This is a genomic window from Chryseobacterium populi, assembly GCF_000282115.1.
GTDB lineage: Bacteria > Bacteroidota > Bacteroidia > Flavobacteriales > Weeksellaceae > Chryseobacterium > Chryseobacterium populi.
This window is the reverse complement of sequence record NZ_AKJY01000115.1, coordinates 1-15,440: the sequence shown is the minus strand read 5'-3', so window position 1 is coordinate 15,440 and position 15,440 is coordinate 1. Positions and strand designations below refer to the sequence as shown.

14 protein-coding genes are annotated in these 15,440 nt (G+C 32.7%); all 14 read left to right on the top strand.

Annotation, left to right across the window (positions count from 1 at the left end):
* The first annotated feature begins 246 nt into the window (after positions 1–246).
* The 14 genes from PMI13_RS19725 (at position 247) to PMI13_RS19660 (ending at position 15,337) form a co-directional block, all read left to right on the top strand.
* A complete protein-coding gene (locus PMI13_RS19725; RefSeq protein WP_007847119.1) occupies positions 247–675 on the top strand; it encodes a helix-turn-helix domain-containing protein in 429 nt (142 codons plus the stop codon).
* A 73-nt stretch (positions 676–748) separates the two neighbouring features.
* Positions 749–1,072 (top strand): hypothetical protein, encoded by a 324-nt coding sequence (locus tag PMI13_RS19720; protein ID WP_007847117.1) that lies wholly within the window; start codon positions 749–751, stop codon positions 1,070–1,072.
* Positions 1,073–1,414: 342 nt separating this feature from the next.
* Positions 1,415–3,136 (top strand): tetratricopeptide repeat protein, encoded by a 1,722-nt coding sequence (locus PMI13_RS19715; protein ID WP_034670764.1) that lies wholly within the window; start codon positions 1,415–1,417, stop codon positions 3,134–3,136.
* Between the two features lie 705 nt (positions 3,137–3,841).
* Positions 3,842–5,227, top strand: coding sequence for a tRNA uridine-5-carboxymethylaminomethyl(34) synthesis GTPase MnmE (gene mnmE, locus PMI13_RS19710; protein WP_007847112.1), 1,386 nt, complete (start codon positions 3,842–3,844; stop codon positions 5,225–5,227).
* Positions 5,228–5,776: 549 nt separating this feature from the next.
* Entirely contained in the window at positions 5,777–6,346 is a 570-nt protein-coding gene (locus PMI13_RS19705; RefSeq protein WP_156104498.1) for a helix-turn-helix transcriptional regulator, read from the top strand.
* A 119-nt stretch (positions 6,347–6,465) separates the two neighbouring features.
* Positions 6,466–6,747 (top strand): hypothetical protein, encoded by a 282-nt coding sequence (locus PMI13_RS19700; protein ID WP_007847103.1) that lies wholly within the window; start codon positions 6,466–6,468, stop codon positions 6,745–6,747.
* A gap of 116 nt (positions 6,748–6,863) precedes the next feature.
* On the top strand, positions 6,864–7,244 hold the full coding sequence (locus PMI13_RS19695; protein WP_007847102.1) for a helix-turn-helix transcriptional regulator: 381 nt from the start codon (positions 6,864–6,866) through the stop codon (positions 7,242–7,244).
* A 78-nt stretch (positions 7,245–7,322) separates the two neighbouring features.
* Positions 7,323–8,429 (top strand): site-specific integrase, encoded by a 1,107-nt coding sequence (locus tag PMI13_RS19690; RefSeq protein ID WP_007847100.1) that lies wholly within the window; start codon positions 7,323–7,325, stop codon positions 8,427–8,429.
* A gap of 252 nt (positions 8,430–8,681) precedes the next feature.
* Positions 8,682–10,799 (top strand): TonB-dependent siderophore receptor, encoded by a 2,118-nt coding sequence (locus tag PMI13_RS19685; RefSeq protein ID WP_156104497.1) that lies wholly within the window; start codon positions 8,682–8,684, stop codon positions 10,797–10,799.
* Positions 10,800–10,888: 89 nt separating this feature from the next.
* Positions 10,889–12,094, top strand: a complete 1,206-nt coding sequence (locus PMI13_RS19680) for a PepSY-associated TM helix domain-containing protein (RefSeq protein ID WP_007847097.1) — start codon at positions 10,889–10,891, stop codon at positions 12,092–12,094.
* A gap of 25 nt (positions 12,095–12,119) precedes the next feature.
* Positions 12,120–13,121, top strand: coding sequence for an alpha/beta hydrolase (locus PMI13_RS19675; RefSeq protein ID WP_051957089.1), 1,002 nt, complete (start codon positions 12,120–12,122; stop codon positions 13,119–13,121).
* Positions 13,122–13,383: 262 nt separating this feature from the next.
* Entirely contained in the window at positions 13,384–13,998 is a 615-nt protein-coding gene (locus PMI13_RS19670) for a Crp/Fnr family transcriptional regulator (RefSeq protein WP_007847094.1), read from the top strand.
* A gap of 38 nt (positions 13,999–14,036) precedes the next feature.
* The gene (locus PMI13_RS19665; protein ID WP_007847091.1) at positions 14,037–14,930 is read left to right on the top strand and encodes a cyclase family protein; all 894 of its coding nucleotides are present in this window, start codon (positions 14,037–14,039) and stop codon (positions 14,928–14,930) included.
* 41 nt (positions 14,931–14,971) lie between these two features.
* Positions 14,972–15,337: a hypothetical protein gene (locus PMI13_RS19660; protein WP_007847079.1), complete on the top strand. Its 366-nt coding sequence runs from the start codon at positions 14,972–14,974 to the stop codon at positions 15,335–15,337.
* Positions 15,338–15,440 lie beyond the last annotated feature (103 nt).

The following is a 15,440-nucleotide window of genomic DNA, read 5'->3' as shown; positions in this document are numbered from 1 at the left end:
GGCAAAACTACTGGCGGTCTTCAACGGAAAAGTCTGGAGCTTCTGGAGGCCTTAAATTATAATCTATAAAAACACAAACTCACTATAATTACACCATCAGTAATGACTATTTAATAATATTATTCAGCGAAACCAGGCAGATATTCGGAAAGTAAATTACTTTTTCAGCTAATGGTGGTCTTACCCCCAACTAAGTTTTTCCAATTAGTTGGGGGTTTTTTAAAAAATCTCTTAAAAAGAAAATATATGACAGGGACTAATTTTAAAGAAATCCATATAGGAAAACTTATTAAAGAAAGAACATTAGAATTAGATCTGGAAACATCCAGAATCTGTAATTTTTTGCGCATGGATGAAAAAGAAATTGAGAAAATGTACCTGGCGGAAAGTATGGATACTAAAATCCTTCTCAGATGGTGCAAATTATTAGAATATGATTTTTTCAGAATATATTCCCAACATTTAATTTTTTACGCCCCTCCTTCAAATCCTGATTCGCAAAGTAAGAAAAAAAAGGAATCAAACCTTCCTCAATTCAGAAAAAACCTCTACACGAAGGAAATCATAGACTTTATCCTGGAGCTTCTAGAAGAGGGAGAGAAAACAAAAGAACAAATCATGCTGGAATATAAAATACCTAAAACTACTTTATACAGATGGATTCACAAAAAATAAAAAAATTCATCAGTCATTGTAATTTTTTATTACCCATACTATAACTATAGTGAAACAGCTTAAAAAGATACTTATGAAAAATTTAACCCCGGATTATAAGCGTATTTATACTGATATTATAGAGAAGAAATTTCCTCAAAAAAGGTCATTTTGCGAAAAAATTTTAACCAAAAGTAGATTATCAAGCTTTGATATTCTGCAGCTTAACGCACTTATATTCAGCCATACGGAAAAAGAAACATCTAAGATTAATCAGCAGCTTCGTTCGTATGACCAGCAATCTATATTTAAGATTCTTGAATATCAAAAAAAATATAATTATACGAACACCCAGCTTGCCCAATATTTTAATTTAAGCAGGAATACAGTTGCAAAATGGAAAAAGCTGTATAAATAAGAATAAAATAATTCCACTTCTACAACAAACCATAATAAATTCATTATTAATCAGTTAAATACAACCAGCTATGAAAATTTTCATTATTCCAGCAGAAATATAATTTTTATTTACGGTATTATTTTAGATATCCGACAATTCGCAAAAAAAATTATATCCATAAAAAAACTACAAGTAAGGAATTAATTGCAGCTGTCCACCATTGCTCATATGAATTTTTTGTTGTTATTTCTTGTTATGATTCACTAAACCTTTAAAAATTGAAAATAATGAAGTATTTCATCATTTTAATTGTAATTTTATATTTTAAATGGTATGAATCACAAATCTTGTCAAAAAACAATGAAAACTATCAGCTTATTGAAGTTTTTTTTATTATTCCTGTTCAATTTATTTTTGTTTGTTTCTTGTGAGAAAAAGGATGACGCAAATGACTATTTCTACAATTTAACACAAGAGCTATCTCCAATTTATAAAGAACCGGATAAGATTAAGGCAATCCAAAAAAGAGAATTTACGAAGTTCGAAAAAACCAAAGATGAAAAATACCTGATAAGTTCCAGATACACAGAATATTTTTTAAAAGAGCATAACGGTTCTAAACAAATCCCTGTTGTATTTGAATTACTGAAGCATAATAATGACAGGTACGCATTTATTTCAATGATCTGCAATTTTAACCTGGCTCTGGAACTAGAGCATACGTCACCTAAACTAGCCATGCAGTTTATCGACAACAGTATAAAATTTGACCAAAAACTAAATAAAACATACTATATCAGCCACTTATACCATGCTAAAGGAAGGTTTTATTATAATGATAAAAATTATCCTAAAGCAATGTATTATTTCCAGCAGGCCCTCAAGAATCTTAAGCCTGACGATACATTATATATTGCATCCATGCATAATAATTTTGGGCTTACTTATGATAAATCGGGGAAAACGGGTCTTGCCATCGAAGAAACTAAAAAAGGGATTAAAATTCTGGAAAGTAAAAAAAATCTGAATCAGGAAGAAATTGAATTTCTTAATTCAATGAGAGACAATCTTGGTGGGTATTTTTACAAATTGAAAAATTATGGTAATGCCGAAAAAATCTTACTTCAACAGTTTGAATATTACAAGAATAAAAAAGATGATCATCTGAGTATTATTTCATCAGAAAAAATATTTGACCTTTATATCACAACGGGGCAAAGCGATCAGCAGAAAAAAATTGTCGATTACCTTGCCAACATTGAACCTCAGGTAAATAATATATCCGATAAAATCAAATTAAATGAAATTATTCAAAGATATTATTCCGGCAATAATCAGTTAAAGGAACTGAAGGTTACTTCTGAAAAACTAACTAACCTGTACCATGCATTTGATGATAAAAGTAAAAAAAATGTTCAGGAGATCACTGATAATCTGAATAGTCTAATCATCAAGGATATCGATAATAAATACAGGTATGACATTCAATTTCAAAAAAAGCAAAAACTATGGTTAAGCAGCCTTGCTATTTTATGTATCATTATTCTGACCATCATTATTTTCAGTGTAAAGAACAAAATCAAAAACGAAAAAGAAATTGCACAAAAACAGAGAGAACTCTTTGAAAGTAATGAGAAAATACTGGAACAGGATAGGAGCTTCCAAAAAGAGAAAATAAAAAACCTGCACCGAACACTTAGCATTAAGATTGATGCTGAAAAAATCTTGTTGGAAAATCTAAAAAAAACGAAAAGGGTAAATGTAGATTCGGAACAAGTCATCAGAGACCTGCTGCTAAAAGTAAATAACCTGATACTGATTGATAAAAGAAGCTATAACTCTTTCACTGAAGGCACAATGGAAAATAAGCTATTGATGGACGAGCTTTCTAACCGTTGTCCTGATCTTACCAAAAAAGAATTAAAGCTTTGTACTTATTTTATTATGAATCTCTCCTCTAAAGAAATTGCTGCTCTTGAAAATACAACAACAGGAACTGTAAGAGTATACAAAACAAAAATAAAATCTAAGCTTGGGTTGATTAAGGATGATGATCTCTCAACTTTCCTTAATAGTATTTAGCTTTTTTCTATTAATTCCCGTTGTTCAAAACGAAAATTTTTTAAGAACTTTATACAATATAAATACAGCCCATGCGCCAACTGCCGGTCCAATACCTTTGAGAAGAATCTTTAAATATTCATTTCCAATATCATTCAACAACTCTGTTTTACCTAAATAGAATAATGATCAGATAAAGGTTACAAATGGGACTGCAGAGCTGCTGGATTGGTAGTTTTAATGCATTGGTTCTGTTTGCTTAATGCAATAAAATCTACTCTGTATCGGATAACTTTGATGAACGCATCGAGCAAAAAAATATTTCATGTTGAAATCGTAGTGGATTATGAAAAGGTGACTTCGGAAACCAAAGCCTACCAGAAGATGTCTGAAATTTTATCTTTGTTGATCTGCATGGAGAGAATCGCCACAAATAACTTTTATATTGCTAACACTTCTACATTAATTTTTCGATAAGTTGATATATATTACAATATCATCCTTATACTTCTTAACTTATAAATCCGATTCTTGTACAAAAGATTAAGCTTACCCAATCGAATTTAACGTTGTGTCTTCTCCCTATACTCCTTCCCTTGGCTGTCTTTATAAAATCAAAAATAAATAAGTTAAACTGTTTTTCGTTCCTGATCTCAATCAATACCATAGACAATCCGTATAGCCGTTTACTGTAAAAATTAGCATTAAAAAGCGTAAATTTGCAACATGAATAACGATACCATTTGTGCACTGGCTACAGCTAATGGAATAGGAGCTTTAGGCATTATCAGAGTTTCAGGGAACGAGGCATTAACTGTCGTTCAAAAATCTTTTCCTTCCAAAAATCTGGAAAAACAGAAGTCACATACCATCCATTACGGTTATTTTATGGATGAGCATGAAGCTATTGATGAAGTGATGTTATCTGTTTTTCTGGCTCCGAAAAGTTTTACCACTGAAAATTCTGTGGAAATTGCCTTCCACGGCTCGCCACATATCGGTAAACGTATTCTTGAAACTTTAACTAAAAACGGGGCAAGAATGGCCAAAGCAGGGGAATTTACACTTCGTGCTTTTATCAATGGAAGAATTGACCTTTCCCAGGCAGAAGCAATTGCCGATGTGATCGCATCTGAAAATGAGGCTTCGAGAAAAGTAGCCATCAATCAGCTGAAAGGTGGTATTACCAATGAAATATCGTTATTAAGAACCGACTTGCTGAACTTTGTTTCATTAATTGAGCTTGAGCTTGATTTTGCGGAAGAAGATGTAGAATTTGCAGACCGGTCGGCTTTAAATCAGTTGCTTGATAAGATTGATTTAAAATTGAGTTCCCTGATCGAAAGCTTCCAATATGGGAATGCCATCAAAAACGGAACAGCTGTTGCCATCATCGGGAAACCGAATGCAGGAAAATCAACTTTACTGAATGCTTTATTGAAAGAAGAAAGAGCGATTGTAAGCAATATTGCCGGAACAACGAGAGATACGATAGAAGAGGTATTGCATATAAAAGGGCATGCCTTCCGCCTGATCGATACGGCAGGATTACGTGAAACCGCAGATGAAATCGAAGCAATTGGCGTTAAAAAAGCGAAAGAAAAAGTTCAGAATGCCAACGTCTTAGTGTATCTGGCAGATGCTGCAACAGAAGATTTCTCTGAAGACATTGAAATGATCAGGTCTCTGCAGAGAGATGATCTGAAGCTGATTATCTGTGCTACAAAAATTGATGAAGTTCTTCCAACGAAATATGAAAAGGTTGAAGATATTCTCAGAAACAGAATTTCCTGTGATTTTGATTTTATTAAGATCTCTGCGGTTGAGGATCAGAATATGCAGGATCTTAAAAACGAATTATCCTCTTACGTAGAGCAATTAAAATCGGAAGAAAATAATGTCGTTATCACCAATCAACGTCACTTTGAAGCATTACGAAAATCGTCAGATGCCGTATCCAAAGTAAAAGAAGCCATCACTTTCAGGATTTCAACGGAACTATTGGCCTATGAACTTCGAAATGCTTTGGAGCATCTTGGTGAAATATCCGGGGAAGTGACGAATGATGAGGTGTTGGGGAATATTTTTTCGAAGTTCTGTATCGGGAAATAATGCGTGTAAGTGACTGAAAATCAACAACTTAAAATAATTAAACAAACTCTCTTAAATATGCTATAACCCGCTGTATTACAGCAATTTATATGTTTTACAAAAGAAAATTAGCACTATAAATCAGTTAAATTTGTCCCCAGTTTTGTCCCCTAGCTCCAAAATAAAAACCGTACGATTTTATTGGTTAATTCACTGCACTTAATATATACTAGCACCCTATAAATGAATTAATTAGTATTTATTTAAAGGTAATTCTTTAGAACTTTTACAGCCTTTTTTTAAATAATTCATTTTCATACAAACGATTTAGATTTAAACAATTTACCATTAGTATAAAGGTTAATTTACTGTACTTAATGAGTCTAATTTCTATATAAATTGATTAACAATTATCAAAGTTGATTTCTAAGATTCTTTTAAGCATTTTATAATCCACTTTTGAGACAATTTAACTGTCTTATTTTAGACTTTGGACAATTTATTGCATTCATTTACAACCATCTATTTTTAGATTTATATTCAAGATGCACATCTAGTTAGAACAAAGCAATGAGTACACATATCCAAATATTGAAAACATGCGAATATTGTGGATTAGAATTTGCAGCCAAAACTACTGTAACAAGGTTTTGCAGTCAAAGATGTAGAACAAAAATGTATAAGAGATATAATAAAAATTCATCTCAAACAATAGAAAATAAGAATTTATGCAATTTTAAAATGTACACTTATTCTCCCTTTGATTGCATGACGATAAAAGAAGCCTCCAGTATTATAGGATGTGCCCGAACTACAATCTATGATATGATCAAAAAAGGAAAGTTATCTTCTATTAATTTTAGTCAAAGAAAAACCAGAGTTTTTAAGGAAGAAATTGGAAAGTTATTATATCAAAGTAAAACAGAAATAGAACCTTTTATATTTAAAGATGAAGATACAAAAATAAAAGACTGTTGGACAATAAATGAGATCATTAACCTATATAAAATCTCTGCCAGTGCCCTGTACAATAAATTGAAAATAAATAATATAATTAAAATAAAGAAGGGAAAATCTGTTTATGTGTCTAAAGAAATTATACGAAGGTTATTCAATACAGTTATCAAAAATAATAATTAATATAGTTGATTTTATATTACTGGAAGGCCTATAAAAGACAAATTAGGCTTTTCAAAGACATAATTTAAAACTAAACAGAGTTCATAATATTTTTGTAGACAACTCTAAAACAAAATATTATGACACTTATTAAATTACGTAAAAAGCCTGCAGCTAAAAATACTGTTAGACTTTATTTAGATGCTTATCCTCCTATCTATGATCCATTAACTGGAAAATCGCAGCGAAAATTTTATTTAAAACTTTTTCTGTATCGCATGCCTAAATCGCAAATTGAAAAAAAGCATAATGACCAAACACTGTTCCTAGCAGAAAATTTAAGAGTAAAAATGATGCTTGAAGTATATAATGATAGGATTAGCAATAAACTCCGAATGAGTATATTATCAGGAAATTACTAAACTTCTAGAATTTTCAAACATTACAGTATCCACTATTATGGATACACATTGCAAAATGTTATGGGTTAATCCCATATTAAATTATTTGGTTAACAGTCCGCTTTAAAAACATTGATATGAGTTCTAACATTGAGATCATAAGAATATGCCAATATTGTGGCAAGGAATTTATCGCAAAAACAACAGTCACAAAGTACTGCAGCCATACCTGTAATAAAAAAGCATATAAAGCTGAACTAAAAACAAAAAAAATAGAAAAAAGTAACATCAACACTCAACTTTTTAAAGAATCCTCTATGGATCTTATAAATAGCTCCGCTTTTCTAACCGTTAAAGAATCAGCCTGCTTATTGAAATGTAGTAAGCAAATGGTATATGATCTAGTTAATTCTGGCCGTTTAAAATCAATAAAACTATCTGTAAGAAATACCAGAATTAGTAGAATAGAAATTGATAATCTTTTTAAGATTAGTATTCGAAAAGTCAAAGAGAATTAGCAGTCGAAAAAACTGCAATTGTGAAAAAGACCTTTTGACCTTTAAACTATGTTTTATTAATGAGAAAATAAACCGGTGATGACAAGGGTAAAACTAAGACAAAAGCCCATAAGTAATGGACAAGAATCTCATTATTTGGATATCTATCCTCCCATAGCACATCCAATAACGGGAGAACTTAAGAGAAAGTATTTTCTACATTTACACACCTATTTGAATCCTAAAAATAATGTAGAAAAACTACATAATATTGAAACTTTGAAATTGGTGGAATATAGAAAAGCCGAACGTCTAATAGATATTCAAAATAAAAACTATGATTTTTTAATCAAAAAAAGAATATCAGATTTTACGGAATTCTTTCAAGCTGAAGCAAACAAAAGACCAGATTCATACAATTGGCAAATGGCTGTAAGGTATTTTCAGAATTTTTGCGGGAAAAATTTACCTTTTATTGAGCTCGACTATCCTACATGTGAACAGTTTAGAAATTTTCTATTATCTAATCCATCTATTGGCAGATACGAAAGAAAAATCAGTCTTAATACTGCATCATCTTATTTTGACAAATTTAGAAATACCATTAAGAGTGCTTTTAATAATAAATATATTTTAACAGATTTCAGTAAGCTGGTCAAAGGAATAAAATTAGAGGAAACTCATCGCTGTTTCCTGTTCTTAAATGAGCTACAAAGTATGGCTGATGCAAAATGTGAATCACAATTAGTTAAAAAAGCTGGCTTATTTTCCGCATTAACCGGTTTTCGTTTTTCCGATATTAAAAACCTTGTATGGGGTGACATACAAGGATCTACGGGCAGTTTTTACATTATATACAAACAAAGTAAAACTGGAAATGCAGAATACTACCCTATATCAGATAAGACATTAGAAATATTGGGTCTTCCAAAAGATAACAATGAAAAAGTTTTTGAAGGAATTAAGTATGATGATGTTATTAAATTTCTTAAACCATGGCTAAAGAATGCCGGCATCAACAAATACTTTACGTTTCATGGCTTTCGACATACATTTGCCACATTACAGCTTGCATCAGGCACATCTATTTATACAATTTCTAAACTTTTGGGTCATAGAAACCTTAAGACAACAGAAATTTATACTACAATAATAGATTCCGTTGCCAGGGAAGCCTCATTAAAAATTAAGTTAGATTTTGATTAATAGTTAGATAATAAGATATAATAATTTTTTCCACTTTTTAACATAGAGGTAAATTAAAGTATTATCATCAAAATTAGTTTGATAATATTTATTTCTGCTTCTTCGTTAAACTGCTATTACAGTCTCATTTATTATATTTTAGGTTGGTAATAAAAAGATGATTGATCTTGAGTTTTTGCTTGATAAAATGATATATTTCATATTTTAATTTAGAATAGTTAAAAATAGTTAAATTTGCTGAAAATTTTATCTATGAAGAAAGCCACAATCTCTTTATCTCTACTTGTTGCTATTTTTGCTAATGCACAAAGCCAGGACACCATAACTACAAAATCAATAGAAGAAGTAAGTATAAATGGTGTTAAAAAATATGCCGAAAAAAAATCTGAAATGGTGGCGAGAATGCCCCTGAAGAATCTTGAAAACCCACAGGTATATACGGTTGTTCCTAAAGAATTGCTTGAAGAACGAGTGGCTGTAGATCTTAAAGATGCATTATTTACATCTCCGGGTGTTACCAATGTGATGTTGGGAGTAGGTTCCGGCGGAACAGGACTTTCTATGTTGATCCGTGGCTTCTCCGGTGCAGATGGTGCAGGCTCTATCCGTAACGGGATGGCAACAAATTTTGTATCCCTTTCAGATCCTGTTAACTTAGAAAGATTAGAGGTAATCAAAGGTCCATCTTCTACTTTATTTGGGACTACGCTGGTTTCTTACGGTGGGTTGGTAAACAGAGTTACCAAGCAACCTTTACCATATGATAAAACTGCTGTGAGTGTTACAGGAGGTGGCTATAGTCTGGGAAGAGTAACTTTAGATTTTAACAGAGCATTAAACCCTGAAAAAACGTTCCTTTTCCGGTTAAATACGGCTATTCATAGAGAAAAATCTTTCCAGGATCAAGGCGTAAATAAGACATTTATGGTGGCTCCATCATTCAAATATTTAGTGAATGATAAATTAACACTTGCTTTGGATATGGAATATTTCCAGTCTGAAAGAAATTCTACATATGTAGGTTTAAACCCGAATGCTGACATCTCCAATTTCAGTGAATTGAATTGGGACTGGAAACGTTCTTATGCGTCGAATGATATTACCTCAAAGGCTAATGTGGTTAATATTTTTGCGAATGCCAATTATAAAATCAATGAGCACTGGACTTCAGATACAAGATTTTCTTATTCCAATACAGACAATGATGCCAACTATCTTTTTTTATTGGTTGGAAGAAATACTACTAGGGACTTTACACTTCAGAGAAGGTTAATGAGTATTCCGAGTACATTTAATACCATTCAGTTCCAGCAGAATTTTAATGCAGAGCATAATTGGGGCAGTGTAAACAATAAATTATTAATTGGTCTAGATTATACACAGCTTCAAACTAATGACACTAGAACGACGATAAATAGTTATGATACAACCTCTGTTATTTTAAATCAAAACGCACCTGTACTCAATGTAAATACATATCAGAATGCTTTAGGCAATGCAACTAGAACTGCTAACTCAAGAGACACGCAGACGTTCAGTGCTTATGTATCCGACGTAGTAACGTTTTTCGATAGACTTAATGTAATGGCAAGCTTAAGAGCAGACCGTTTCCATGACAGAGCCGGAGATTATCAACAGACCTCTTTTTCTCCTAAATTCGGCGTAGTATATCAGGTATTAAAAGATCAGGTTTCCATATTTGGAAACTGGCAGAATGGGTTTAAAAACGTTTCTCCTAACTCTTTAGCTACAAATCCTAATATCACCGTTAAACCAGAGCAGGCCAACCAATTAGAAGGTGGGGTTAAATTTGAATTACTCGATGGTAAACTAAATGGTACAGTAAGTTATTACAATATCAAGGTTAAAGATAAAGTACGCTCAATATTAGATAGTAATAATGTTCTTTATGCCGTTCAGGACGGGACACAGAGTAGCAAAGGTTTTGAAATGGATTTAATCGCCAATCCTGTAAAAGGTCTACATATATTATTAGGCTATGGCTATAACGAAAGCAAATATGAAGATGTTGGGGATAACCAGCAGAACATTTCAGGAAAAAGACCAGCGGGTGTTCCTCAAAATTCGGCCAACTACTGGGCAAGCTATAAATTTAGTGAAGGATCACTGAAAAATTTCGGACTTGGTTTTGGGGGGAATATTTCGAGCGCTTACTATTTTAATGATCAGAATACCGTGAGAGTAGATGGCTTCCACACGATGGATGCTACTGTTTTCTACGAAATGCCGAAGTATCGTTTTGCCATCAAAGTAAATAACCTAAGTAATGAAAAGTACTGGACTTCCACTTCGTGGGCGATTCAGCAGCAGACCAGAACATTCCTGGCAAGCCTATCGTTCAATTTTTAAGAATTAAAAACTGATAATAATTGTTCATAGATTTTTTCTGTGGACAATTTTTCGTTTAAAATCGCCCAAAAAGAAAGAAAATTTAGAAAATGGAAAAAAAGAAAGAAATAAAAAATAAAAAAGGGAAATCACTCTTCTCACGCATTGTAGCTTGGGTTCATCTTTGGCCGAGCATTGTTGCAGGAATTATTGTGGTTTTTGTTAGTTTAACAGGAACCATCATAGTGTATGGGGACGAAATCATGAACTATACCGCAGGCGATGCCAAATATGTGGAAGTTCCGCAAAATGCCAAAAGGGTAACTCACCAACAGTTAATGAAAAATATACACGATTTCAATCCTGCCCTAAAAGTTTCAGAATTCGTAATTTTTAAAGACCTGAAACGTAGCATTCGTGTAAGAGCGTTTAATCCTGAAGTAAAAAAGTTGGCCTATGTTTACGTCAATCCTTATTCCGGAAAAGTTATTAAAGTAGATGAAACCATTTATTTTTTCTTTGTAATGGCACATCTGCATAGTGCTCTTTTGGCAGGAAAAGTTGGCGGATGGATTGTAGCCATTTCAACCATTGTTTTTGTCATCAGTACCCTAACGGGGCTTATTCTCTGGTGGCCGAAAAAATGGAATAAAACGACCAGACAGGCAAGTTTTACCATTAAATGGAAAGCACGTTTCAAAAGATTCAATTATGATTTGCATAATGTCTACGGATTTTATTCTCTTATTGTCTGTTTTATTCTCGGGATGACGGGACTTATTATATTTTTTCATCCTATGATGGAACTCACAATTAAATCTACGGGCGGTTCTGTTGAGCATATGGATGATATTCTTCCGAAAATGGATTCTACAAGAACTTCAAAAGACATGATTCCTTTTGCTTTTGAAATTTTACAAAAAGAATTTCCGGATAAACCTTCTGTCAGTATCTGGAATTTTGATCAGCAAAAAATGGGAGCTTTTGTATTTACCTCAGGGACGGCAGGTTTAAAAAGTAGAGAAAATGCCGATATTTCAGTTTTTGATCGTTATTCGGGAAAAAAAATAGAGATTGATAAAAAATATCTGCGGCATGAGACTACCGAAAATATTGTATGGCAGCTTCACATGGGACAGTGGTGGGGCCAACTCGGTAAGCTATCAACATTTCTTGCAGGGATTATCGCTACATCACTACCTATCACAGGTTTTTTAATCTGGTGGGGGCGAAGAAACAAGAAGGGTAAAAAGTCTACAGAAGTTAAAAACATTCACCGAAACAGAAAAGAAGTTCACCATGATAAAAATATTTAAAAAAATAATTGTTTTTTGCTTTTGTATGCTGTGTGTATTAGTTTTCTCTCAGCAGAATGTAGATAAAAAGAAGATTTTCTCCAAAGTTTTGAATGAGGAAAGAGAAATTTGGATTTCTGTACCCAAAAGTTATCACAGTTCTGATATTTCAAAAGCAAAATATCCGGTAATCTATCTTCTGGATGCAGAAATTAATTTCGATTATGTAGAGCCTATGTTGAAGTACCTTGCTAGAAACCCCTACCCAGATATGCCAGAATGTATTTTGGTAGGGATTACCAATACGGACCGAACCAGAGATATGACGCCTAGTAAATCTTCCACTAAAAGCCCTGTAAATCCTACAGAAATTTTATTTGAAAACAGTGGAGGTGCTGAGAATTTTGCTGCTTTTATTCAAACAGAGCTTAAGTCTTTCATTCAAAATAATTACCGTACCGAAAATTATTCAATTTTATTAGGACATTCATTTGGAGGATTATTTACCATCAACACTTTAGTTGAGCACCCTGACTACTTTAATGCTTATATAGCCAATGATCCAAGCCTTTGGTGGGATAAACAGATCGTGAATGAAAAAATGCGAAAAGCTTTAAAAGATGGTAAGTTTTCAAAAGCTAAATTTTTATATCTTTCTGAAGCGGATAATAAAGATAACAAAAGCTGGAACTCAGATATGATTGACGGAATTCAAAATTTCAAAACCATCTTATCTTCACAAGATAAGATTAATTATAAACACCAGTTTTATGAAGATGAAATGCATGGAACAGTTTCTTACCCAGGAAATTATAATGGTTTGAGATTTATATTTAAAGGATACCGGACAGATATCAAAAAACTCTCCAAAAATCCACAGCTTCTGGAGACTGAGTATAAGGCTTTTTCAGAAAAGATGGGATACCAGTTTTTACCCTCTGAAGAATATTTAAACTTTATTATCAACTTTATGGATAAAAATAAGTTTGAAGAATCTAAACTATATTTTGAAAAGTTTAAGTTGAAAATCTATCAAAATTCATTGTAAGAAAAGATAAAAACAATCTATAAATACTTAAATATTCCTTGACTTCTTAATATCATTATCCATAATTTGAAGATAAAACAGAGTTAAGTGAAAAAGTGGAAGGCTTGTACAGAAACTATTGGATTTAAGACCATTTGTTTAATGATATATTATTTTTTATTATAAGTATTGAACAAATGCTTATAATTTATTACTTTTAATTATAGGATCGTTCGTTGCACAAACTCATAATGTTGTAATCAGAATTTTAAAACTATCAGGCTTGGAAAATAACCCGTTAACCCAATTGATCGAAAACATTGAAAGTCTTTTTCCTCTAAATGATAGCGAAATCTTACTTTTGAAGGATAACCTTAATATTTTCAATACAGACAGGGAAAGCAGTATCATAAGCCCATTATCAGTTGCAGACAAACTCTTTTTCCTACAAAAAGGGGTTGTACGAAGTTTCTACCAGAAAGATTATAAAGAAATCAATACCGAATTCTTTTTTGAAAATGAATTTTTTACTGCGTTTACAAGTTTTCTGACCCAGGAAAAAACGAACTTATATTTTCAATGCATTGAACAATGTGATTTGATAAGTATACCAAAGGCTCTTATGGACAAATTGCTCCGGGAGGATACCAAATGGAATATTTTATTGAATAATATTTTAGCCAAGGAATATATCAAAAAATGCCGTAGGGAAAGTTCGTTTTTACTTATGGACGCCAATGAACGATATCACTATTTTCTAAAACAGTTCCCGGATGCAGATACGCGGATACCGCTTTTCCATATTGCTTCATACCTTGGGATCAGTCCTGAAACACTTAGTAGGATCAGGAGTAAAAAAATCAATCAAATTGATCTAAGTCAAGTAAACAATATTTAGATTTCCACACTTTTGTGATAGTAAAATTAAAATATCCTATGGAAAAAAGAGTAAAATTTGACTTCGAGATATTCTTTACGAATGGTGGTAGTATCAAAGGGGAAGATTTCAGGCTTGATATATCCGGAGATGATATCAGCGACAGTGCCCTGGCGGACTACATTGTGGAAGATATGCAGTTGCTAATGGTAGGGAAAGTTAATATTCTTAACAAGGAAATCCTTATTGAGCCTCATAAACGTAAACCAATTGATGAAAGCGTGGCAGAAGAATTCTTAATAGATTTGAGTCATACAATCGAAGATGGTCTGATAACTTACAAAGGTCTGCCGGCACCACATATTTGCGACTATCTCTCAAGGGAACAGTCAAGACACAACTATGACGGGGATATATCTTTTCAGATCGGCAAAATAGAAATGGTCACTAATACCGGAACTTATATCGATTGTCCATTTCACAGATTTGCTGAAGGTAAAGATATTTCTCAAACGGAATTAAAGAATTTTGCGCAACTGAAAGCAGTAATGATCCATATACCGTTTACAGAAACTCTAGAAATTACGGAAGATCATTTTAAGAATAGAGAAATCAGAAATAAAGCTGTATTGATACAGACCGGTTGGGATAAACATTGGAATACCGAACTATATTATCAGGATCATCCATATCTTACGCAAAAGGCAGCGATATATCTGCGGGATTGTAACGTCACCCTTGTAGGTATTGATTCCCACAATATAGATGACACATCTGGCAAAACAAGACCCGTTCATACAATCCTATTGGGCTCTGGGATTTTGATCGTTGAACATCTCTGTAATTTAGATAAATTGCCAGCTGAGAATTTTACGTTCACCGCCGCTCCACCAAAATTTAAAGGTGTCGGAACGTTTCCGGTCAGAGCTTTTGCTTCGATTGAAAAAAAATAATTATGTTCAAATGTGAAATCATTTTACCAAGAATAATAAACATGGCAAATAACATTGGATTAACCAAAGATGCAGGCTGGCAGTTCGGAATCAGAAAAACTGTGTCCACGAACCTGGAAAAACTGTGGAACGTCTTTTTTTCAGACCGGGGATTAGGTTATTGGTCTGAAGGTGTAGACCTGGATTTTTCAACTTTTAAGGAATATTCACATATCCGAACGAAATGGAGGCATAGCGACTTCAAGGAATACGCCAATTTACAGATGAGATTTATTCCTTCCAAAAATAAAGATAAGACTACAATTTCCTTCCATGTGGATAAATTAAAAAATGAAAGTCAGCGTGAACTAGCAAGAGAATATTGGTCAAAAGTGATTGAAGATCTAAATTTGTTGCTGGAACCTTAAAGGAATAAAGAAACAAGAAAGTTTCTCCACTCTATCTTGTTTCTTATAAATAACGTGAGTTCGATATAAGAAATTATACATTACTATAGAAAAAAGCGGAAAA